The organism is Tildeniella sp. (assembly GCF_059505325.1).
This window is the reverse complement of record NZ_JCACKI010000032.1, coordinates 23,320-45,563: the sequence shown is the minus strand read 5'-3', so window position 1 is coordinate 45,563 and position 22,244 is coordinate 23,320. Positions and strand designations below refer to the sequence as shown.

The window sequence follows — 22,244 nt, the reverse complement described above, 5'->3', positions numbered from 1 at the left end:
GACAACAGCAATCGCACAGGGGCATTTGAGTTTGAGTTTTAGGTTCTCTCCGCGCCTCTGCGATACCAACCCCTTACCTAACGCTTTCTCGCCAGCGTCAGCCCATCCCCGATCGGCACCAGGCTAAGACTCACCCGCGCATCTTGATGTAGTTTTTCGTTCAAGGCGCGAATGCAGTTAGTGCTATTGTCTTGCACTTGAGGATCGCCAACCCGCCCATACCAGAGGACGTTATCGATCGTCACCAGTCCGCCCGATCGCACCAATTGGAGCGATCGCTCGTAGTAACCGTCGTAGTTGCTCTTGTCTGCATCGATAAACGCAAAGTCAAACGTGCCTGCATGTCCAGTCGCCAGCAGTTGATCCATGGTTTCAAGTGCAGGAGCAATGTGGAGATCAATTTTGTCCGCTACGCCTGCCTGTTGCCAGTAACGACGGGCGATCGCGGTGTACTCCTCACTCACATCACACGCAACAACCTTGCCATCAGACGGCAACGCTAGTGCCACGACCAGTGAACTATAGCCAGTAAAGACTCCCACTTCCAGCGTTTTCTTTGCGCCCATCAACTGCACTAGCAGCGCCATCAATTGCCCTTGCTCTGGCGAAATCTGCATCTGGCTCATAGAATGCTGTGCCGTTTCCTGCCGTAGCTGCGTGAGGATCTCTGGCTCTCGTAGGGAAACCGATTGGAAGTAGCTGTAAAGTCGATCGTCGAGATTGATGGATTGATTTGACATAAAGGATTTTGAAATGAGGTTTCGGAATCATGAAGCTACCGCAGAGGCGCAGAGGCGCAGAGGGAAATCAAAACTCAAAATTCTTTCCTACTCCCCACTCCCTACTCCCCACTTCCCATCTTCTCCGCCATTCGCAGCTTCGCCGATCGCGCTCTCACATTCTCCGCCACTTCATCATCCTGGGGCAGAATGGGCTTCTTGGTCAGCACTTTCAGCAACTCTGATTCGCGGAACCGATGTTTGACGATGCGGTCTTCGAGGCTGTGGAAGCTGATGATGGCGATTTTGCCGTCTGGTTTGAGCCAGTGAGGGGCACGATCGATGAAGGTTTCCAGCACGGTCAGTTCTTGATTGACGGCAATTCTTAATGCCTGGAAAACGCGAGTGGCGGGATGGATGCGCCCGTACCGATATGACTTGGGCACAGAGTAGGCGATCGCCTCTGCCAGTTCTGTTGTGGTTTCAAAGGGTCGCCGATCGACAATGCGGCGGGCAATCCGGCGCGACAGCCGCTCTTCACCGTAGGTGTAAAAGATGTCTGCCAGCTTCACTTCATCCCAGTGGTTGATTACATCAGCGGCAGTGAGATCTTGCTGCTGATCCATCCGCATGTCCAGCGGTGCTTCGTGGCGAAAGCTGAAGCCGCGATCGGGGATATCGAACTGTGCGGAACTCACGCCCAAATCTGCAAGGATGCCGTCAAATTGCTGGTCGCCCGGTTGAAATGCCGCAAAGTTCGTGCGGTGGAACTGGACGCGATCGTTAAACTCAGCCAGTTTGATTTGTGCTGCCGCGATCGCCTGCTCATCTTGATCGATCGCCGTTACCTGTACATCTAGCGCAGCAGCCAGAATGAGCGCACTGTGTCCACCGCCGCCAACCGTTGCATCTAGATAGTGTCCGCCCGATCGCACAGCTAAACCTTCTAGCACCTCACGACTCAGGACAGGGATATGCACGAATGCAGTTTCTACAGGCGAGTCAGGCAAATCGGATGCGTCGTTGGGTATGTCTTGTACAGGTGCCATCAGGAGGTGTGAAGAGAGGGGGCGGAGGAAGCAGGGTGAATGCTGATAGCTGACCGCTGATAGCTGACCGCTGATAGCTGATAGCTGATAGCTGACCGCTAAAGAAGAGCATTCGACCCTACTCTATCGTTTTCCTCTCAAAGCTTGATGACGATCGCCGTTAGCTTTAACACCTTCTCCAGTCAATCAATCCGTATAATCTAAGAGAACCACTAAGTTGTTAGAGATTAGTTGTTAGTTGTTGGAAACCTCTTCACTAACAACCTACAACTAACAACCAACAACTCATCCAACTGCTCACACGGGAGACTGTTCATCTATGACAATGATCGAGACGAAGACAGAACCCATGGTGATCAACATGGGTCCTCACCATCCCTCGACTCACGGCTGCTTTCGGCTGGTTGTGACGTTGGATGGTGAAAACGTCATCGACTGTGAGCCTGTATTGGGCTACCTGCATCGAGGCATGGAGAAGATTGCCGAAAACCGTACCAACATCATGTACGTCCCCTACACCAGCCGTTGGGACTACTACGGTGGGATGTTTAACGAGGCAATCACCGTCAATGCGGTCGAAAAACTTGCCAACGTGCCCGTGCCTAAACGCGCCAGCTACATTCGCGTCATCATGCTGGAGTTAGCGCGGCTGGTGAATCATCTGCTGTGGTTAGGACCGTTTGTGGCTGACTTGGGAGCGCAAACGCCGTTTTTCTATACGTTGCGCGATCGCGAGATGATTCTCGACCTGTACGAAGCGGCAACAGGCTATCGCATGGTCAATCACAACTATTTCCGCATTGGGGGTGTTGCTGCCGATGTGCCTTACGGTTGGGTCGATAAGTGCGAAGACTTCGCCACGTACTTTATGCCCGTCATTGATGAGTACGAAAGACTCATCACCAACAACCCCATCTTTCGTCGTCGCTTAGAAGGCGTAGGCGTTTTAACCCGTGAAGAAGCCATCAACTGGGGCTGTTCGGGTCCCATGCTCAGAGCCTCTGGCGTACAGTGGGATCTGCGTAAAGTAGACCACTATGAATGCTACGACGACTTTGACTGGAAGGTGATTTGGGCAACGGAAGGCGACTGTTTGGCGCGCTACGTGGTGCGGATGGGGGAAATGCGCGAGTCGGTGAAGATTATCCAGCAGGCGATCGCAGGGCTTCCCGGTGGTCCCTTTGAGAACCTGGAAGCAAAACGCATGGAAGCAGGTCCCAAGTCAGAATGGAACGGGTTTGACTACCAGTACATCGGCAAGAAGATTGCACCTACTTTCAAAATCCCCAAAGGCGAACATTACGTCCGCCTAGAAGCGGGTCGGGGTGAAATGGGGATCTTCATCGTCGGGAACGATACCGTTTTTCCCTGGCGCTGGAAGATCCGTCCTGGTGATTTCAACAATCTGCAAGTGCTACCGAGTTTAGTGAGAGGCAACAAGGTCGCAGATATCTTTGCAATTTTGGGCAGCGTTGACGTGGTGATGGGATCGGTCGATCGCTAGTCTCCTCAAACTGCAAAAGAAGAAACCGCAAAAGAAGAAATCGCAAGAGAAGGCAGGCTTAACCACGCACGTCGCAAAAGTTGCTTGAGAATCAAGGCTTGACTGGTTTCTAGACGTGACGGTCATGTGGTGAGGACATACGAGCCTGACTAAATAACAGGGTCATCGCTTTGGGGAGCGCCCACGCAGCCTTCTCAAGGCGGTGACTCTTACGTGCGATCGTCATCGCAAAACCAGTCAAGGGAACCAGCACCCTCAGCCTTACTGACTCAAGGCGTTGAACTCACCCGGTTAATCTCGCGCCTACAAGTTCGCCATGCTCAAGCACACCTTCTAACTGCGTGCATCTAAACATGCATGGAGGAAGGGGTTGTAACCTTTTACCATTTCTTAAAGCAGTTGAGTTAGCCTAAATCCAGTTGGATTTTTCCTGAACTGTCACATCTACCTTTGGGCTGAAACGGCATGGCAATTAACCGCAGACACTTTCTTCTTTTTTTGGGTGCGAGTGCAGGTACCGTTGCCTGTAACGGGCTACCCGGTCAGCGATCGTCAGTTTTAACGGGGCAATCATCCACCACTGGCGCGATGAGCAGTAAAACGCTGCTGGGATTCAACCCACTCAAAAGCCCCATACCGCTGTCCAACAATGATTCAGTGGGCGTAAAACAGGTTTCCTTCACCGCCAACAGTGAACAACAAATTGCAGCTGATTTCGCCAGCTACGAAGTAATAGACGATCTGGTGCTGCCAGAGGGCTACACCTACGACATCCTGGCAAAGTGGGGCGATAAAGTCGGCGATTCACGCTTTGGTTACAACAATGATTACCTCTCGCTTGTAGAAACCAGCGCTGGCAAAGGCTTTTTGACAGTCAACTTTGAATATATCAGCGCGGTTTCCTGGCAGCAGACCTACGAAAAAGTGATCGGCAAAGCGCTACCGTTGCGAGAAGTCGATAAAGCGGTGAGAGCCGCCATCAAAGCGATTAAAGATGACAAGGTACCAGGACTAAATGCGTTTGCGCTAGCAGACAGCGATCCTGTGAAAGCGAAAGTGAAGCTAATTGCCCAGGAAGCTCTGACCGATCTGGGGTTGGGTGTGCTCTCAGTGCAGCGCGAGTCGGATGGTCGCTGGGTGAGAACGAATGTTGCCGATCGCCGCGTCACTGGCATCTCCGGTCTCACTGATGGACGCTATTTGAAAGCAACTGGACCCGCTGTTGCCATCTTTAGTAAGACCAAAGGGCAGGGTTATGTCGATAAACTGGGAGCCAAAATTATCGGCACCATGCAAAACTGTGCGGGTGGCACAACCCCGTGGGGCACGGTTTTAAGCGCTGAAGAAAACATTCAGGGGCAGGTACCCGAACCCGTACACGCAGATGGCACGTCGTTTGACCCCATTTATCGCCCGTTCAATATTACAGATGAAGAAATCAGTGGCTTGGGGAATGTGTTTGGGCTGGCTGGCAACAAGTACGGTTGGATGGTGGAAATCGATCCGGCAAACCCCGACGATTACGGTACGAAACATACCTGGCTGGGACGCTACCGCCACGAGGCAGTCGGCATTCGGGCAGAAGCAGGTAAGCGCCTAGTGTTCTATTCGGGGTGCGATCGGCGCGGTGGACATCTCTATAAGTTCGTCAGCAAGAGCAAAGTAAGCGACCCAAAAGATAAAGCAAACTCCAAACTGTTGACCGAGGGAATGCTCTACGCCGCTAAGTTTAACGCAGACGGTACGGGACGCTGGATTGCGCTGTCTCCCAGCACACCTGTTGCACCCGAAGCGCCCGGACGCATGGCTGGAGGAATGCTGCCCTTACCGCAACGTCCCAAAGGCGGCGTGATGCAGGTTGAGGACGATGAACAAATTACAGCTTTCCAGAAGAAATTCAAAACGCTTGGTCAACTTTATACTGGCAGCGACGCAGAAAAGCAGGGCGCAATTCTCATCGACGCACACTATGCCGGAAACGCAGCTGGCGCAACCTGTACTGCTCGTCCTGAAGATACCGAAATTGCCCCGGATGGTTCACTCTTAATCGCCTTCACATCGGGAGCCATCAGCAAGGAAGATGGCAGCCCCGATGTTCGTATCTTCAAAGGTCCAGACGGCAGTTCTGCTTACGAATATGGTTGGGTCATGCGTTTAAGCGAGGATGGCAATGAGCCAGCCGCAATGTCGTTCAAGTGGGAGATGATGGCAACAGGCGGCGAACCAGCGGCAGGTGGCTTGGGCTTCTCTAACCCCGATAATCTGGCGTTTGACCCCAACGGCAATCTCTGGATTGTGACGGACATGCCCTCAGACAAGATGAATTACCCGGTGCCTGCCGATCGCCTGGAAAAAAACGGTGTGCCTGTCAAGGCAACCAACCTGCGCGGTCTGTTTGGCAACAACTCGCTCTGGTGCATTCCCTTAGCGGGCGAAGCGGCAGGGACACCTTTCCTGTTCGGCACTGCTCCCATGGATGCAGAACTCACCGGACCCTACTTTGCGCCCGATGCCAAAACGCTCTTTTTATCAGTGCAGCACCCCGGCGAATTAAACGGCACTCGCAAAGAGATGGCAGCCGAAACCCGCCAGTACTCAATGCGGATGCCTGCTGGACAGTCATTTATGCAAACGCGCAAAGTGCCGATCGGCTCTAACTGGCCCACCAAACAGCCCAACGAGCCGCCGATTCCTGCCGTTGTTACCATCCGCCGCCGCGATCAAGGCGCGATCGCTACTTGACTCAGCTTCCAGACAGTAAGCAGTTCACTACGACCCTAAAATACGTAGAAGTTGGTCAACGTTGTCCAGGTCGCCAACAATACGGCGTACAGGATGAGGCCATGCTTTGACCAGCGTTGGTGTTGCCGAGACCTGATCAAGCTCTGCCTGCTCAGGATGCTGCGACACATCAATGATCTTAAGCGTATACGGATGGCTGAGAGATTCTTCTAGCAACCGATGCAGGGTTTGCAGCGTCCGTTCTGTTGCTGTGCTGTGTCCTGAAACAAAAAGTCGTAGGACGTAGCCTTTCGTCTCTGTCTCTGGTGCAATCGGTTCTACAATTGCGGTCTGTGGCACTTCATAGAGCTGGGCATAGGGATCGGTCTGTTCATACCGCACCATTAAATCGTGGGGTTCCCAAAGTTGCGGAAACTGTTTGCGATAGGTCGCTAAAATCACAGCATCACACAAGCCTTCTTTCAGTGCAGACGGTTGCCAGTTTAGATCATCCAGACCGAAGACGACATTCAGTAAAGTCTGATAGCGAAGCACCAGTGGTGATGCCTCAGCGACCGTCAACAGTTGCTGTGTTCGCGAGTCAAGCCAGCGATCGACCGTTGCAGTATAGCAGGGCACCAAAAAGTGAGGCGGTTCTGGCAAACCCAAAAGATCGCGTAGCGCGACGCAAAGATGCAGGTGCCAGCGTTCCTGCTTCTTATAATCGATGCCGTAAATTAAACCGCCACCGGGTGTAAACAGCGCAATGCCCTTAAAGACACCAGGGTTAGGAGCGGAATCTGGGTTCAACGTCTTTTCCTATAGGTGGCTACACGCGCCCTCTCAGCGACTGCGCCATTTCGTTTGGCTTTGGCGACATCTCCAAAGCGACTTCTTCTGTAATTCGTCCCGCTTCATAGAGTTTGTAGAGAGACTGGTTCATCGTACACATACCGTCGAAGGTACAGCGAGGAATAATTTGCTCAATCTCCTCAATTTCACCGCGCCGAATGAAATCTTTAATCGCGTCTGTGTTAATCAGAATATCGTGAAAGGCAGCGCGTTTGCCATCGGTCGTGCGGCACAGACCTTGAGAAATAACGGCAACCATTGATTCGGCTAGCGAGATCCGAATGGGTTCCTGCTGCTCTGGTTCAAACAGTTGCAGAATCCGTTCGATCGTCTTGACCGCACTGTTAGTGTGCAACGTTCCCATGACGAGGTGCCCCGTTTGTGCCGCTTTGAGAGCCGTGTTAACGGTTTCTTTATCCCGCATCTCACCCACCAGAATTAAATCTGGATCTTCCCGCAGAGCTGCTTTCAGCGCATTGTCGAATTTGCGGGTGTGAATACCGACCTCTCGGTGTTTAATCAATGCCTTTTGACTTTTATGTACAAATTCGATCGGGTCTTCAATGGTAATGATGTGCTTTGGCATCTCCTTGTTGATGTAGTCAATCATGGCTGCCATAGTGGTGGACTTACCAGAACCCGTAGGACCTGTAACCAGCACCAAACCTTTGTGGTAGTGACAAACGTCTTTGAACACAGGGGGAAGGTTAAGCTGCTCCATCGTCAAAATTTTGAGCGGAATTAACCGTAGCACCATGGCAGGACCGTGCAACGAGTCGAAGATATTGATCCGCACACGAGCAAAGTCATACTGAGTGGCAGCGTCAAAGTCCAGGGTCTCCTCAAACTCGTGAATGTCTTCTTCGCTAAGAATCTCGTGCAGCCAGCTATAGAAAGTTTCGCGATCGGTGACGGGCCAGTCTGTTGGATCAATCTCGCCCCGGTTCCGAAAGCGCGGGACTTCTCCAACGCCAGCGTGAACGTCTGAATAGCCTTTGTCGAAAGCATGTCGCACAATTTCTGCCAGCGTCGGGGAACCGTTATTCGGCTTGCGCACGTTCGCGGGTACCGATGGTGGCGCAGTGGGACGATGTCCGGCAGGGGGTGTCGCAGGCGCAGAAACGACCGTTTGAGATGCCGCAGGCTGCTGGGCATGAGACGAGACAACGGTTGGCGTGGCAGCACCAGCAGGTTGAGTTGAACCCATCATGGGAAGTGACGTACCAGCAGGCGCAGAGATAATCGTCGGTGTTGCTCCAGCAGGGGGCATAGCGGATGTCATCTGTTGCGTGGCAGCGATCGTAGTGCCGTTGTTGGCAGGCGTGCGCGCTGGCGGTGGTGGTGCTGGCGGAACACGCGGAGGTGGCGGCGATATCGGTGGACGCTGTGATTCTGTCATGTGCTACTTCTCTACGGAGCGTAGAGCGATAAAAGCGATCGACGGACTCTTGATCAAGACCCGTACCGTTGTACTGATAGCGATGGTGGCTGAGGAGCAAAACAACGCCTGTAGAACGTGCCTGGATAACCCGTGTGATGCACCCATGCTTGCTCAGGCAACTGCGATCGTTCGTCTAGGCTGCGCGTCTCTACCAAAATAACAGACACCCATCTCTAGAGCAGTTTTCCCACAACGACTGTTGTCCTATCATTTCTATGTTGAATCTCGTGAAAATAAGTTTATGAGTGACACCGAAGCCTGGTATGTCGTGAAGCAAGCGAATGGTCAATGTGTCATTTTGTCTGGCAATGACGTTGAGCCTCTACAAAAAACGGAGGAGTCTTCTGCCTCAGAGCATTGGGGACCCTACGACTCGCAGCAGGAGGCGATCGCCCGCCGCGTCGGTTTGATTCGCGCTGGCAAATGTCAGCCTGCCTGACATACGTTGCTTACTATTGCGCGCTAATGCGTTTCAGTTTTGGCAGATCACGCTTTTTGCCGACGCGTTGGCAACCGATTCAAGGCTGTCTGGTGCTGCACTGTAGGTATCTCTGTAGGTGTCTCTGGCTGCATGTCGTGCCAAAAGCTGGCAGACTTCAACGCTTGCATGATTTTAGCGACACTCTCTTCTACCGTTTCCTGGTCAGTGAAACAGTTAATGTCAGGATTAAAAGGAGCTTCATAAGGAGCATCAATACCTGTAAACTCCTTTATTTTTCCCCTTCTTGCTGCTGCATATAAACCTTTAACATCGCGCGATTCACAAACGTTGAGAGGCGCATTAACGTAAACTTCGAGAAAGTTAGGAATCATTGCTTTCATTTCATCACGCACCAAGCGATGAGGGCTAATCGTTGCAACGATCACAATTACCCCATTGCGGCTCAGCAAATTTGCCACAAAGCCCACTCGTCTAATGTTGGTATCGCGATCGTCTTTTGTATAGCCAAGCCCTTTGGATAAGTTTGTGCGGATGACATCACCATCCAGCAACTCCACATTAAGCTGCCATGTTAAAAATAAGCGCTCTAAAGTTTGCGCGATCGTAGTTTTCCCTGCACCACTTAGCCCAGTTAACCAAATGACCATACCATTCGTCTTCATGAATCAACTCAGCCTTTAGCTCAATCTACCTGGTGTCAAAAAGTTGTTGCTAAGTCTGTCCCTTACAGCGTTTGAGCTTACTACTCTTTAAGATGAAATAGCTGCTTAAATTGAATCCACTGTGTTCTTAGCTTCCAGAACTTGCTGGTCTTCATCGCTGCAATGGCAGCGTGCGTTTGGTCAAGCTGGTGGCTGAGTTGCTCTTTAAGATCATTGGTACTCTCTATACATGTAGAAACATCTTTTTGGAGTGCTTGGTTCACTTCTTGAAGCTGCTGATTTGCATTTTGAAGCTGCCGATTTGCATCTTGAAGCTGCTGATTCGCATCTTGAAGCTGGTGACGCTCTTGAGCCATTTTTACCAGCTCTGCCTGAGAAGCAGAGAAGTGACTTTGCAGGTCGGCAACTCGATTGCTCAAGCCCTGTAAATCTAGCCAATCTTTAAGTAACCAGGCAGTTGGTGAAACTAGCTCTTGATTGATGTGCGTTGAATCATCACTAAAACCTGCTGCGTTGTTGAGCTGCTGATATAACGAGTAAGCGTCTGGAAAATAGCGCTGAATCATTAGGGCGCGCTGAGAATACGATGTCTGGGTCTTTAAAGAAGAGGCATCGTAAAGCTCCTCTTTGGGAGGATTAAGTGAAAGGCTGAATTGTTGACTCACTGACTCGATAAAAGCAGTAGGATCACTAGTAATTTGATTGAGATGTATTAAAAAGCATCTGTCTGAAAAAGAGCTGTAAAAATCTAAGACAACTTGATTGTAATTTGTCCATAGATCGAGAGCAAATTGAGGATTGTGACTAAATACTTCATCGCCTCTACGGTATAGAGAATCAACCACTTCCCAGGGCGATCGATAAATGAATATAAACTTTGCTTCTGGGATTAAGTTGCCCCAAAAATTCAAGAAAAGAGTTGTTCTAGGATCTTTCCATGCCCAAGGCTGCGTTAGCGACGCATTTTTGGAGACAAGTAACTTTGCTGCATCAATATAATATTCAGGGACATTAATACTTTTTTTCAATGTCCAACCAGCTTCACAAATTCCCGTTGAACGTAGAACATCTTGATGAAAATTCAAAAAATCAAGGTTTTCAAAGTGTCCTTTTAAGTTGCCAGTGTTTCCTTCAAGAAGGTGTTGACCAACATCTACACCTGCGCTTTGTAGAAGCGATGCCGTGAGAGACGTGCCTGATCGATGCATTCCAGCAATGAGCAGAACGGGTTGCTTGCTGTTCCCGTCATGTCGCATTTAAGATAACCTCCGTGTCATATTTTGTGGTTTCTAATTGTATCCAAAATGAACTGTGAATGCTAACTTCAGCCAAGAGGCAACGCCTGATTTTTCTTTGATGCTAGAAGAGAATGGTTGAACTCTGCGTGTCTATCAGGTTGCGTTGAGCCACTCATTCATGCCTGTTTCAGCATTCTCCGTCCTGAGGGCAAAGTCCCGATGATTGCTGTGAAGATTTGATAATGACCAAAATTAATTACCCAAATTTTTTACCTGATTTTTGTGAATCTCATCGTAGAGCCAATCTTTAGTGAGTCGTGAGCGACAAGCAGGTTTTGCTTTTGTACCGCTAATCGTACTTATGCGCCGTGTGCTGTGCCCCAGTGTGATTCATCTTGACGATGGAGCCTGCTATCCGATCGAGTTCTCCCGACTTGCCTCAGATTGCAGCACCGCAGCGCTACCGTTCTCATAGTGCTACGCATGCTACCGTTTGATCGACACTAGAGCAGACCCTTCCATCTTCTCTGTTAGAGCCACTCTTACGTAGACAGCGCTCTTTACGGGTATCGCTGAGAGAGATGTAGAAAGATGTAACAATTTCCTGATTCCATTAATAAATATTGCAGCCTTTTGATCCGGTTGTTAGCTTGTGCATGGGTTGAGACCCACGATTCTTTATCTACCAATGGAGGTGCATATGTTGCTTTTAACGACGATCGTCTTAACTGGCTGGCTCTTAGCGTCCACTTTAGGTACCTGGGCTTACATGGCTGGCAACGCTAAGTAAAGCAAGGATGACAGGAGGGTTTCCTGTGCTGCCTTGAGTTCTATTCAACACAAACGAGGCATGATTCTGCTTTCAACCGCTCAAACAACTAATCACTCTCAAAGCGATCGTTGCCCAGACGTTGCTTCCAATCCAGTGATCGATCCAACGGTGGGCAGTCACCTGGGCTTACAGATACGCTTCGCGCCGCTGCAACCGATTCGGCAGTGGTTAGCAAACCTTGAACTACACGATCGCCGAATGGCGCGATCGCTTTGCTTGCTCATCCCGGCTCGATGTCCCTTCGAGCGTACTTTTCAGCTTTTTGGACGCACGCTACTTTCGATTCCGCCCCTTTGCAAACTCAACCCTTTCTATGATGAGTTGGTGGCGCTGCGTTTTCGTGCTCTTTGCTATTTAGCAGATGCCTGTGGCGAGGATATTTCACCTTTCTGCTAGTCTTGACGCTATTGGTCTCTCAGAGGTACTTGAACTGGTACTAATACAAGCGACGCTGCCAGTCCTCAGGCATTGTTCTAGACCCCAAGCCCCCAATAGTCGTCTTTTCGATGACACTCTCTAAACCTTCACGTCTATTTCACTTCGATACCGCCTGCAAGCGTCTGACGTGCGTTTTTCGGCATCGCTGATGGGATGAATCCATCTGACTGACCCTCACCCTAGCCCTCTCCCAAAAGGAGAGGGAACCAGAGTTCTTGCTCCCTTTTCCCTGGGGAGAAGGGTATAGCCCTTCGGTCATTCAAGAAAGGGGATGAGGGCAATGCATCCCGCCATTCAGCAACACTCGTTTTTCTTCACTTTTTATCTACCCGTCGATCGCTCGTCTATGCGGTCACCACGCACCTTGAGCAGGCGGGCAATGTTCTTCTAGTCAGTCTCAAGAGGGTATGCCATGCAGTTCTCATTTTCTAAGGCTAGTGCTGTTGACGTTGTTGAGCCGACAGCCCAGACGCGCAACGGAAATGCTACAGCGGCAGCACACAAATCGCTGCACGCGATCGTCAGCAAAACGGGTTCTGATCAGCCTGCTCACTTAGAAGCAGAGCAAGCTGCTCGATCAGAATTGACTCAAGCAGAGCCATTGACAGTGGTGAAGCAAACTATTGACGATCTGGAGGCGCAAGGCTTACTCATGCTGTTCGATCGGCACGATCAAGTGGCAAAGCGTCTCACTGGCGATTTAATTGCAGCAGGCGTTTTACCAGAGGACGTTCTACCACAGAGGATTCTGCAAGAGAGCGAGCCGATCGCTGAACCCGTATCCACAAACCTAAAACACGCGAAGGAGACTGATTAGGAAATAACGGCATAGTTTGTCATCAGCTATCAGCGTTTCTCTAACTGCTGATAGCTGATAGCTGACCGTTGGCTGCCACAAGGCTCAAAGCAACTGCTTCAGCGACTTTAATACCGTCTACACCAGCAGAAAGAATGCCTCCCGCATAGCCAGCTCCTTCGCCTGCTGGATATAGCCCTTTCGTGTTGATACTTTGGCAGTCAGCGCCACGCTTAATACAAATGGGTGACGAAGTGCGGGTTTCTACTCCCGTAAGGACAGCATCATGCATGGCAAACCCCTTGATTTGCTGGTCGAATATGGGGATCGCTTCACGGATTGCAGCGATCGCATAATCCGGCAAGCTGGAACTCAAATCGCACAAATGCACCCCTGGCTTGTAGGATGGCTTCACGCTTCCTAACTGAGTAGACGACTGTCGCGCCAGAAAATCACCGACTAGCTGACCCGGAGCTTCATAGGTGCTGCCACCTAACTCAAAAGCACGTTCCTCCAAGCGACGCTGCAAGTCTATCCCAGCTAAGGGGCTACCTGGATAATCCTCTGGCGTGATGCCAACGACAATGCCGCTGTTGGCATTTTTGCCGCTCCGCTCGTACTGGCTCATACCGTTAGTGACTACACGCCCGCGTTCGGATGTTGCCGCAACGACTTGCCCTCCCGGACACATGCAAAAGCTGTAGACCGATCGCCCATTCGAGCAGTGGTGTACCAATTGATAATCCGCTGCACCCAACAGGGGATGACCTGTCTGCGATCCCAACCGACACTGGTTAATTAATGCTTGCGGATGCTCGACCCGAAAGCCAATCGAAAACGGCTTGGGTTCGATATAAACACCTTGCCGATGCAGCATCTCAAAGGTGTCGCGGGCACTGTGTCCGATCGCCAGAATAACGTGGTCACTGCGGATGTACTCTCCATTGGCGAGAATCACGCCGCATACCTGCCCTTGCTCAACGTCGATCGTGTCCACTCGGCTTTGAAAGCGGATTTCGCCGCCTAAAGACTCGATCGTGTGGCGCATGTGCTCGACAATCTTGACGAGCCGATAAGTGCCAATGTGGGGTTTGTTGACGTAAAGAATCTCAGGGGCAGCACCCGCATTGACCAACTCGGTAAGAACTTTCCGCCCCTGACGATTGGCATCTTTAATTCGGCTGTAGAGCTTGCCATCTGAGAAAGTGCCTGCGCCGCCTTCCCCAAATTGGGCGTTTGACTCCGGGTTGAATTTGCGCTTGCTCCAGAAACCGAATGTATCAACGGAGCGATCGTGGACGGCTTTTCCCCGCTCTAAAATCAACGGACGAAACCCCATCTGTGCTAGTAATAGACCCGCAAACATGCCAGAAGGACCGTTACCGATGATGATAGGACGTACCTTCAGTGCAGAGGGTGCTTGGGCAACGTAGCGGTAGGTCGTATCAGGGGTAGGCACCACATGCGGATCGTGCTTGAAGCGCTGGAGCAGTCGTGCTTGTTTCGGCGTTTCGATATCTAAAATATAAACAAAGGAAACGGAACCACGTTTACGAGCGTCATAGCTACGTTTGAAGATGGTGTAGCCAATTAGATCGTCTGGGACAAGGTGCAATTTTTTGAGAATCGCGGATTGGATATCTGCTTCAGTATGCTCCAGTGGGAGTTTGATTTCAGTGAGGCGCAGCATGGACGGTCTGGCAGGATAAATAGCAGAAGCTAGGAGCTTTCTTTTTTAAAGCTAGGCTTTAACGCTCAGGGCAGCCGAGTCAACAAACAAGACTGTGGTGGAGTATGCCATCCACAACCAGCGAACCGACTCATTGTCTGCCCCAGACCGCTTCAGGACTTTGGCGCAGTGGGCTGTTCAGCCTTGATGCGTTGGGTCAGAATTTCAAGGGCTTTAGCATATTGTAAATCAGCGGACGTGCCGATTTTCTCTCGATCGCCACTCAGCGTTTGTCGTTGCTCATCAGACAGCTTGACTTCCACATCTGGCTCGATGCCGTTTTTGTTGATGTCTCGACCACTGGGTGTCAGATATTTAGCGATCGTGACTGCCAAGCCAGAACCATCACCCAGCCTACCGACAGACTGCACTAAGCCTTTACCAAACGTTTTGGTGCCAACCAACGTGGCGCGTTTATTATCCTGCAAGGCACCAGAGAGAATTTCGCTGGCACTCGCAGAGCCACCATCAACCAGCACCACCAGAGGCTTATCGGTCAGCGCCCGGTTGTTTGCCTTCTCTCGATCCTGCTCTCCTTGACGATTGACTGTCGAAACAATAGCACCTTGTTTTAACCACATCTGAGCGATTTCAATGCTGGTAAAGAGCAACCCACCTGGGTTAGAACGCAGGTCGAGAATGTAACCGCTCACGTTTTGCTTCTCTAACTTCTGAATGGCGCTCCTCATCTCAGCAGGTGCGTTGGCGCTAAACTGCACCAGCCGAATGTAACCGACTCCGCCTTGAGCCTCGTCTTTCCGATAGCTAGCACGGACGGGGTGGATCTCAATTTTTGCCCGCTTAAGCTGATATTCCATCTGCTTATCACCACGCTGCACGGTCAGCTTAACGCTAGTGCCAGGATTGCCACGAATGAGCGTCACTGCTTTGTTCAGCTCCATACCATCGGTGCTCTGGGCATCAATTTTGGTAATAATGTCTTTTGCCAAAATGCCCGCTGTGAATGCAGGCGAATCTTCGATCGGTGCGATGACGGTCAGCTTTTTTGTTTTTTCATCGGCTGCAAGCTGAATACCGACTCCGGTAAGCTCCCCAGAGGTATCAATCTGCATATTCTTGTACTCTTGCGGATCCATAAAGCGAGTGTAGGGGTCGCCCAACTTTTTGAGCATTTCGCGCACTGCTTTATATGCCTCCTCTTTGTTGGCATAGGGCTTGTTCAGATATTCACTGCGAGTCGCCTTCCAGTCAACCTTGTTAAAGGTGCCATCAACATAGGTACGATCGATGATCTGCCAAACTTCATCAACGAGTCCTTTTGGGCTTTCCTGGAAGAAAGCTTGCCCTTCGGATAGGTGAATGCCGGCTCCGGTAATGGTGACTGCACTAACTGCGATCGCTGTAGAAGCGAGAACAAGCCCACGTTTCGTGACTGCCATAAGACTGAGCTAGAGGAGAAACTGCAAAAGATTATGCTCAATCTAGCACAGCCGATCGAGGCAACGTCGTTCCCTCAACAATAGACAAAATTCTTCACTAGAACAGAATGTATCGGGCTGTTGAGCGCGATCGTCTTTGAAGCGTTGGTGGGTCGATCGCGCCTACCGTAACGTGGGTAGATAGATCATCTGATCCTGATACTCGCCTTCTAGTGAAGCTTCCGCAATAAGCTGCAATTCATCAAGGCTTTGTCCAACACTTAAATCACTGCTAAGAATAAAGATTCCAGGTATATGACGATCGTGAGCGATATGGTCAGCCAGATGGAGTGGCATTGATGCACGGTTATTTGTTACGAGGATGAACGTGTGTTCCTCGCACCAATGCAGTATTTCAGGATCGAGCGTACCTTTGGCGGGAGCACCCGGATCACCGACTGCCCAAACAACCAAATCAGGATTTAGCCGTCGCAATTGCTTTTGGTAAAGCGGATCGACGTTTTCATCCATGAGATAGCGAAGCGCCATTTTCCTGCTGTGCTGCCTCGCGTTCAGCCTTTAGTTTCATCAATCGTTGCACAGTTGGAGATGGGTTAATCCTCTGTTCTTCACGCATTCGCTGCCCCAACGCTAACCAATCTGCTACATATTTGCCAACGGCTTCTTTATGATGGAGATAGTAGAGAATAGTGGCGTAAACTTGCTCCAGCGTCACCGTGTAGAAATGGGTGACAATTTCCTCAGGTGTCTCAGCACTGTAAATATAGCGGTGCAGGATGCTCTCAATTCCCACTCGTGTACCTTTAACCCGAATATCGTCCGAACTCAAAAAGTCAAAGTAGTTATCCAGTCGAGTCGGCTGAGTCTCTAGCCCCGCAATGGATATAGTCAATAAATCGTTGCTCATTTGCTCAACTCCAGAGCCGAAAGCCGATCGCTTAAATACTGTCTTCAGCATAGCGAAAAGCCATTTAGTTGACGAATAGTATGGGTGGGCGTGATCGTCATGATGTTCGTTCCTGCGGCAACTCAGACCATCAGTCAATACCCCAAGACTTCTTATATACTTTCAGCATTTCAGCAAAAAGGTTCTGTGCAGCGTTCTGCTTCGCTTTAGCTTTTGATCCTCCCTGACCTTCTGCTGTGTAGGTCTTCCGCTCAAATTTACAGGTTGCCTCAAAGGTGAAAATTGGTAGATTAGGTGTCCCTACTCGATTTAGCTCAGAATAGTCAGGCTTCAGTTCGCCTTTGTCTGCCAAAAATTCTTGCAATGCCGAAACGGGCTGTTTACGTTCTAATTCAGCGATATCTTTTCTGACTTTTGCCTCAACTCGTTGTCTCGCTTCAGAATCTACCGTCGCCAAATCAAATGCTTGTCTAATGGCAGTCTCACATTTCTTTAGCCCGCAATCCTGATAGATCGCTCCTATCAATGCCTCAACCAAATCGGCAATCACTCTATCGGTGATCTGACTTTGAGGAATATTGGCAACGGAAACAATATCAATTTTTTGACCAATTTGAGTCAAATTATCGTTCTTAACGATCTCTGCTCTAACGTTCGTAAACCATTCTGGTCGATCAATTAAGTACTTTGAAACCAAATACTCAGAAACAACGAAAGCTAGGACTGCATCACCAAAAAACTCAAGCACCTCGTACTGCCGGATGGTAAGTGCTCTCCGATATTTGTTTAGATCCTGCGGACGTATGCCAAAATGCTGCTGCACCCACTGACGTAATTCCTGATCGTTCACGTTCATGAAAGGATTTGATTAACCTCGGTAGCTTGTATGCTCGTGTGTCAAGTTATACCTACACTGAGATTTGTTGATATTCCTGATGTGCTAGGGAGCCGAATTTTGGCTTTTGCTTGGGAAGTGATACAGCATGAAGGTCAAAGATCTGATCAAACGATTAGAGGCAGATGGTTGGTATCTAGATCAAACGAAAGGCAGTCACCGTCAATATCGCCATCCTACTAAGTCGGGAACCGTTACTGTTCCAGGTAAGTTGTCGAAAGACTTAGCTACAGGTACGCTTAAAAGTATCAGGAGGCAGGCTCAACTGGAGGATGAAAGCCAGTGCGTTACGCAGTTGTGATTGAAAAAGCAGCGGGAAACTATTCAGCGTATGTGCCTGATCTTCCAGGCTGTATTGCCGTAGGGGACACGCTAGAAGAGATACAGCAGATGATTCGGGAGGCGATCGAATTCCATCTTGAAGGAATGGAGTTAAATCGTGAATCGATTCCTGAACCGTCGAGTTTGTGTCAGTACATTGAGGTGTGTTGAAAGAAGACTGTTGGGAAGTGAGTTGATCGATCGCGTATCATCACTCCTACAACTAAAAAATGAACCATCATGTGGCTTGTAACGGTTTACTGTTCGGCTGAGAGCTGGCGCAACGATGCGAACGCCTTCAACGCAATCATGGCGCACTATACGGTCAAGCCACTTTCCACCAAAAAGATGAAAGAGGATGAGCGGCGCATCATGACCTTTCAGGTAGAAGACGTGAGCGAGGCGGAAGCCTTTCAAGATGAATGTATGACGCTGGACGGCTTTACCGCTCAGTTTGAATCGCTGTGAAGCAGCCTCGACAGGCAATTTTCTGGATTCATACGCGCCCAAGCTCATTTGAAAAGCCAGCTACGCCTCAACGCTGTCGTCTTCTGCGTCAGGCAGCGGCAGTTTTGGGATCGTTAAACTGATAACACGTTCGTCGGGGTCAAGACTAAGCGGACGATCGCCCGGTTCATCCCGACCTTTGAGTGGTACGAGGCTACCTGTTAAGCGCGACAGACGGTTAGTGTTCGTTAGCAGCGTGATTGCCGTATGCGGTGCAGCAGCGACCATACCAACAAGGGCATCGGTTTTACCAGTAAATTTAAATGATTGAGTGCCGAGGTCACCAACTGTGGAGAGACGGATGGTGTCGATCGCCAAACGCTTAGCATACCCTTGCTCTGACATTAAGAAGAGGTCGTCGCCTTGATAAATCAGCGTATAGCCGACCAGTTTTTCTTGTTTGCGCAACCGAATCGCCAGATTGCCCTGTGCAACTCGGCTTAGTGAGGGTAGTTGCTCGTCGTTGACTGCCAAGCGCAGTAAGCGCCCACCCGCTGTTGCCAATACAAGCTGATCGCCAACTTCTGCCAGGCTAACGTAGGCTAACTGGTCATCTGGCTTTAACTTCAATACGGTGAGTCCTCGCCCTGTTAATTCGTCTAACTCTGCTAGTGGCAACCGCTTGATGCGTCCTTGCTGCGTGACTAACAAGAGATCGATGTCGTCTCGCTCATCGGGCAGCACAAAACAACCGACGATCGATGCAGGATCACTTTGAGCCGAAGGCGGGAGCAATGTTACCAGGGGCGTGCCGCGTGATTTACCCGATACCTGGGGCACATCTTTAACACTGAGAGGATACGCCTTGCCGCTGCGAGTGAGGATGACCAGCGTTTGAATCGTCGTTGCAAATTCGGTTTGAGCAACAAAGTCGTCGCTCTCTTCTAGCATCTGAGTCGGCTTGCTTGCCGCTTTGCTCTGGTTGCGTTGAAAGGCTTTGGCTGTCAGTCGGCGAGCATAGCCCCGTTGAGTGAGTTCGACGACTGTTTCTTCGACTTCGGCTTCGTGGGTCGGAGTGACCGTTGTTGGTTGTTGATTATCAGTGTCTAGCGGCTGGTTGTGAGTGGTCAGTGACGGTCGATCGAGGATGAGCTGTTCGCCAATTTCTAACTGCTGACCGCTGACCGCTGACCGCTGACCGCTGACTGCAATAATCTTTGTCCGTCGGGGATCAGCGTACTTTTTCTTGAGCGATCGCAGATCTTTTTTCAACACTTTGAGCAGTTCGCGCCGATCGTCCAGCAACCGTTGGAGTTCGCGCATCCGTGCGGTCAACTCGTCAAATTCGGTTTGCAAGCTTTGCCGTTCCGTGGCAATCAACCGTCGCAGCGGCATCGAGAGAATGGCATCTGCCTGGCGATCGCTCAGGTCAAGCCGTTCCTGAAACTGCATCTTAGCGGTGCTGCCATCAGGCGCTTGGCGCAAAATATCAATTACCGCATCCAGGTTATTCAGCGCCAGCACTAACCCTTCGACAATGTGAAGGCGCGTTTCTGCCTGACTCAGTTCGTGGCGATAGCGACGGGTGAGCGTGTCTTCCCGGAAACGCAAAAACTGCTGGAGTAACTCCCGTAGTGGCATCTGACGCGGTTGCCCATCGGCAAGTGCCAGCATAATGGTGCCGAAGTTTGACTGTAGTGCGGTTTGACGATAGAGATTGGTCAGCACTTTCTGAGGACTGACATCGCGGCGTAGCTCAATGACGACCCGAATGCCATCGCGATCGCTCTCATCGCGTAGATCGGCAATACCTTCCAGTCGTCCCAGATTCACTAGCTCTGCCATCTTTTCAATCCAGGCGGCTTTATTCACCTGGTAGGGCAACTCTGTGACAATCAGTGCCGTCCGTCGGTGCCGCCCACGACCAATCTGGAGTTCTTCCACCTGAGCAATGCCCCGTACCGGAATGCTGCCGCGCCCCGTGGTGTATGCCTCCTGAATGCCATCGGTACCAATAATTTCGCCACCCGTGGGAAAGTCGGGTCCAGGGATCAGTTCAAACAGCTTGGCATCGGGCAGATCAGGGTGATCAATCAGCGCCACTAAGCCATCGACAATTTCTCCTAGATTGTGGGGTGGAATGTTGGTCGCCATGCCAACTGCAATCCCCGAACTGCCGTTGAGCAAGAGGACGGGAAGTTGCGCTGGGAGTACGGTTGGCTCCTGTTGCGAATTGTCAAAGTTGCCGACAAAATCGACGGTTGCCTCGCCAATTTCGGTAAGGAGTGCTTCGTTACCGATCGGTGCCAGTCGCGTTTCGGTATACCGCATGGCAGCAGGTGGATCGTTGTCTACCGAGCCAAAGTTGCCATGACCACCCAGCAGCGGATAGCGACTCGAAAACTCCTGCACTAACCGTACCAGCGCATCGTAAACTGCCTGATCACCGTGGGGATGGTATTTACCCAGTACATCTCCAACGACGCGGGCGCACTTGCGGTAGGGGCGATCGGGGGTTAAACCCAGTTCGTGCATCGCATACAAAATTCGTCGATGCACTGGCTTCAGCCCATCGCGCACGTCGGGTAAAGCGCGTCCCACAATGACGCTCATGGCATATTCCAGATATGACTGCTGCATCTCTGTATGCAGAGCAGTGGTAATTACAGCCATGAGCTTGATTCCTTCAGCATTGATTTCATAAAAGCTTTGTAGCATTTGCAGCAAGTGACGTTTACGATGGGGGCAATCCCCAACGCTCCTGTGTCCATTTCACAGTAAAATCGGCGCGGATAATGAAGTGGCTGCATCTGAGTCATGTTCCAAGGAAACCACAATGAAAACCGTTCTGATTGTCGAAGACGATCTGATTAACGCACGCGTCTTTTCTAAAATCTTGACGAAGCGAGGCGGTTTGGCGGTCAAGCATACTGAAAATGTGGAAGAAGTGATGCAAATTGCCCATGCTCAGGAAGCCGATATTATCCTGATGGATGTATCGCTGTCGCGCAGTGTTTACTTGGGGAAAGCGGTCGATGGTATCAAAATCACCCAGATGCTGAAAGCGGATCCGATGACGGCGAAGTTGCCGATCATTCTGGTAACAGCCCATGCGATGGAGGGCGATCGCGAAAGCTTTCTGAAGCAGAGTGGCGCTGATGCATACATCTCCAAGCCCGTTGTGGATCATCAAGCGTTTGTCGATCAGATTATGGCGCTGTTGCCTACAGGGTAGGAACCAATGACGAAAACTGTTTTGCTGGTTGAAGATGATTTGGGTAACGTGCGGGTGTTTTCGCGCTATTTGACCAAACTGGGTGGTTTGACGGTAAAGCATACCGAAGATGCCGATGAGGTGATGCAGATTGTCAAAGCGGGGCAAGCAGATCTGGTTCTGATGGATGTGTCGCTGTCGCATAGCCTTTACCAGGGTAAAGCAGTCGACGGCATTAAGCTGACTCAACTGCTGAAAAGCGACCCTAGTACCGCCTCCGTGCCCATTATTCTGGTGACGGCACATGCCATGATTGGCGACAAAGAAAACTCCCTACAGCAAAGCGGTGCCGACGACTATATTTCTAAACCCGTAGTGGACTATCGAGCGTTTATTGACCAGGTAATGGCACTGTTGCCAGGTGAGGCATAGCGAAACAAGCCCTGATGTATCAACCCTAGAACGCTGATGAGCGATCGGTTGATGGGTCATTACGCCACACATGAACTCATACCCTTTGATCAGAGGCAGCTCTGTTTCCCAGACTACCGTAAATAATTTCGTCTACGCATTCGCCAAAATACAGAGTGCGAATCGAGTTTAGCAGCTTCTCAACGCCTCGATAGGTACAATAGTA

The 22,244-nt window shown here is 50.5% G+C and carries 23 protein-coding genes; 11 read left to right on the top strand and 12 right to left on the bottom strand.

Translation table 11 applies throughout. From position 1 onward, the window contains the following. Positions 1 to 77: 77 nt before the first annotated feature. Together AC5JO6_RS12930 and rsmH are read right to left on the bottom strand one after the other, a co-directional pair. Positions 78 to 740 carry a class I SAM-dependent methyltransferase gene (locus AC5JO6_RS12930; RefSeq protein WP_496081476.1) on the bottom strand — a complete coding sequence of 221 codons (663 nt, stop codon included), beginning with the start codon at positions 738 to 740 and terminating at the stop codon, positions 78 to 80. Positions 741 to 841: 101 nt separating this feature from the next. Then, positions 842 to 1,768, bottom strand: a complete 927-nt coding sequence (rsmH, locus tag AC5JO6_RS12925; RefSeq protein WP_496081475.1) for a 16S rRNA (cytosine(1402)-N(4))-methyltransferase RsmH — start codon at positions 1,766 to 1,768, stop codon at positions 842 to 844. Positions 1,769 to 2,087: 319 nt separating this feature from the next. Between rsmH and AC5JO6_RS12920 the strand changes: the two genes are divergently transcribed. Beyond that, the gene (locus AC5JO6_RS12920) at positions 2,088 to 3,272 is read left to right on the top strand and encodes an NAD(P)H-quinone oxidoreductase subunit H (protein WP_496081474.1); all 1,185 of its coding nucleotides are present in this window, start codon (positions 2,088 to 2,090) and stop codon (positions 3,270 to 3,272) included. Between the two features lie 465 nt (positions 3,273 to 3,737). After that, positions 3,738 to 6,014 carry a PhoX family protein gene (locus tag AC5JO6_RS12915; RefSeq protein WP_496081473.1) on the top strand — a complete coding sequence of 759 codons (2,277 nt, stop codon included), beginning with the start codon at positions 3,738 to 3,740 and terminating at the stop codon, positions 6,012 to 6,014. Positions 6,015 to 6,041: 27 nt separating this feature from the next. Here AC5JO6_RS12915 and AC5JO6_RS12910 read toward each other — a convergent pair whose 3' ends face one another. Together AC5JO6_RS12910 and AC5JO6_RS12905 are read right to left on the bottom strand one after the other, a co-directional pair. Beyond that, a complete protein-coding gene (locus tag AC5JO6_RS12910; protein WP_496081472.1) occupies positions 6,042 to 6,803 on the bottom strand; it encodes a circadian clock KaiB family protein in 762 nt (253 codons plus the stop codon). A gap of 19 nt (positions 6,804 to 6,822) precedes the next feature. Continuing rightward, positions 6,823 to 8,244, bottom strand: a complete 1,422-nt coding sequence (locus AC5JO6_RS12905; protein ID WP_496081471.1) for a PilT/PilU family type 4a pilus ATPase — start codon at positions 8,242 to 8,244, stop codon at positions 6,823 to 6,825. Between AC5JO6_RS12905 and AC5JO6_RS12900 the strand changes: the two genes are divergently transcribed. Both AC5JO6_RS12900 and AC5JO6_RS12895 read left to right on the top strand, forming a co-directional pair. Beyond that, positions 8,243 to 8,446, top strand: coding sequence for a hypothetical protein (locus AC5JO6_RS12900; RefSeq protein ID WP_496081470.1), 204 nt, complete (start codon positions 8,243 to 8,245; stop codon positions 8,444 to 8,446). The two genes, AC5JO6_RS12905 and AC5JO6_RS12900, sit on opposite strands and share 2 nt — an antisense overlap. Positions 8,447 to 8,527: 81 nt before the next feature. Continuing rightward, positions 8,528 to 8,725, top strand: coding sequence for a hypothetical protein (locus AC5JO6_RS12895; RefSeq protein ID WP_496081469.1), 198 nt, complete (start codon positions 8,528 to 8,530; stop codon positions 8,723 to 8,725). 47 nt (positions 8,726 to 8,772) lie between these two features. Here AC5JO6_RS12895 and cysC read toward each other — a convergent pair whose 3' ends face one another. Together cysC and AC5JO6_RS12885 are read right to left on the bottom strand one after the other, a co-directional pair. Continuing rightward, positions 8,773 to 9,390: an adenylyl-sulfate kinase gene (gene cysC / locus AC5JO6_RS12890; RefSeq protein ID WP_496081468.1), complete on the bottom strand. Its 618-nt coding sequence runs from the start codon at positions 9,388 to 9,390 to the stop codon at positions 8,773 to 8,775. An 80-nt stretch (positions 9,391 to 9,470) separates the two neighbouring features. Then, on the bottom strand, positions 9,471 to 10,646 hold the full coding sequence (locus tag AC5JO6_RS12885) for a sulfotransferase family protein (RefSeq protein ID WP_496081467.1): 1,176 nt from the start codon (positions 10,644 to 10,646) through the stop codon (positions 9,471 to 9,473). 832 nt (positions 10,647 to 11,478) lie between these two features. Here AC5JO6_RS12885 and AC5JO6_RS12880 point away from each other — a divergent pair. Further along, on the top strand, positions 11,479 to 11,856 hold the full coding sequence (locus tag AC5JO6_RS12880; RefSeq protein WP_496081466.1) for a Mo-dependent nitrogenase C-terminal domain-containing protein: 378 nt from the start codon (positions 11,479 to 11,481) through the stop codon (positions 11,854 to 11,856). Between the two features lie 454 nt (positions 11,857 to 12,310). Then, positions 12,311 to 12,715 carry a hypothetical protein gene (locus AC5JO6_RS12875; RefSeq protein WP_496081465.1) on the top strand — a complete coding sequence of 135 codons (405 nt, stop codon included), beginning with the start codon at positions 12,311 to 12,313 and terminating at the stop codon, positions 12,713 to 12,715. A 40-nt stretch (positions 12,716 to 12,755) separates the two neighbouring features. Here AC5JO6_RS12875 and AC5JO6_RS12870 read toward each other — a convergent pair whose 3' ends face one another. From AC5JO6_RS12870 to AC5JO6_RS12850, 5 genes are all read right to left on the bottom strand, one after another. Then, positions 12,756 to 14,384 carry an NAD(P)/FAD-dependent oxidoreductase gene (locus tag AC5JO6_RS12870; protein WP_496081464.1) on the bottom strand — a complete coding sequence of 543 codons (1,629 nt, stop codon included), beginning with the start codon at positions 14,382 to 14,384 and terminating at the stop codon, positions 12,756 to 12,758. Between the two features lie 152 nt (positions 14,385 to 14,536). Beyond that, positions 14,537 to 15,823: a carboxyl-terminal processing protease CtpC gene (gene ctpC, locus AC5JO6_RS12865; RefSeq protein WP_496081463.1), complete on the bottom strand. Its 1,287-nt coding sequence runs from the start codon at positions 15,821 to 15,823 to the stop codon at positions 14,537 to 14,539. A gap of 162 nt (positions 15,824 to 15,985) precedes the next feature. Next, positions 15,986 to 16,351, bottom strand: coding sequence for a DUF5615 family PIN-like protein (locus AC5JO6_RS12860; RefSeq protein ID WP_496081462.1), 366 nt, complete (start codon positions 16,349 to 16,351; stop codon positions 15,986 to 15,988). Further along, positions 16,326 to 16,730 (bottom strand): DUF433 domain-containing protein, encoded by a 405-nt coding sequence (locus tag AC5JO6_RS12855; protein WP_496081494.1) that lies wholly within the window; start codon positions 16,728 to 16,730, stop codon positions 16,326 to 16,328. Before AC5JO6_RS12855 ends, AC5JO6_RS12860 begins: the two co-directional genes overlap by 26 nt. A gap of 130 nt (positions 16,731 to 16,860) precedes the next feature. After that, a complete protein-coding gene (locus tag AC5JO6_RS12850; RefSeq protein WP_496081461.1) occupies positions 16,861 to 17,586 on the bottom strand; it encodes a ribonuclease III domain-containing protein in 726 nt (241 codons plus the stop codon). 127 nt (positions 17,587 to 17,713) lie between these two features. On the opposite strand from AC5JO6_RS12850, the gene AC5JO6_RS12845 reads away from it, so the two are divergent. The 3 genes from AC5JO6_RS12845 to AC5JO6_RS12835 all read left to right on the top strand — a co-directional run bounded on the left by AC5JO6_RS12845 (position 17,714) and on the right by AC5JO6_RS12835 (position 18,414). After that, positions 17,714 to 17,926: a type II toxin-antitoxin system HicA family toxin gene (locus tag AC5JO6_RS12845; protein WP_496081460.1), complete on the top strand. Its 213-nt coding sequence runs from the start codon at positions 17,714 to 17,716 to the stop codon at positions 17,924 to 17,926. Beyond that, the gene (locus AC5JO6_RS12840; protein ID WP_496081459.1) at positions 17,908 to 18,117 is read left to right on the top strand and encodes a type II toxin-antitoxin system HicB family antitoxin; all 210 of its coding nucleotides are present in this window, start codon (positions 17,908 to 17,910) and stop codon (positions 18,115 to 18,117) included. Before AC5JO6_RS12845 ends, AC5JO6_RS12840 begins: the two co-directional genes overlap by 19 nt. A gap of 69 nt (positions 18,118 to 18,186) precedes the next feature. Continuing rightward, positions 18,187 to 18,414, top strand: coding sequence for a hypothetical protein (locus tag AC5JO6_RS12835; protein WP_496081458.1), 228 nt, complete (start codon positions 18,187 to 18,189; stop codon positions 18,412 to 18,414). A 60-nt stretch (positions 18,415 to 18,474) separates the two neighbouring features. Here the strand turns inward: AC5JO6_RS12835 and AC5JO6_RS12830 are convergent, their stop codons facing one another. After that, entirely contained in the window at positions 18,475 to 21,066 is a 2,592-nt protein-coding gene (locus AC5JO6_RS12830) for a DNA gyrase/topoisomerase IV subunit A (protein ID WP_496081457.1), read from the bottom strand. Between the two features lie 163 nt (positions 21,067 to 21,229). Between AC5JO6_RS12830 and AC5JO6_RS12825 the strand changes: the two genes are divergently transcribed. Continuing rightward, positions 21,230 to 21,628, top strand: a complete 399-nt coding sequence (locus AC5JO6_RS12825) for a response regulator (protein WP_496081456.1) — start codon at positions 21,230 to 21,232, stop codon at positions 21,626 to 21,628. Positions 21,629 to 21,634: 6 nt separating this feature from the next. Continuing rightward, positions 21,635 to 22,039: a response regulator gene (locus AC5JO6_RS12820; protein ID WP_496081455.1), complete on the top strand. Its 405-nt coding sequence runs from the start codon at positions 21,635 to 21,637 to the stop codon at positions 22,037 to 22,039. Positions 22,040 to 22,244 lie beyond the last annotated feature (205 nt).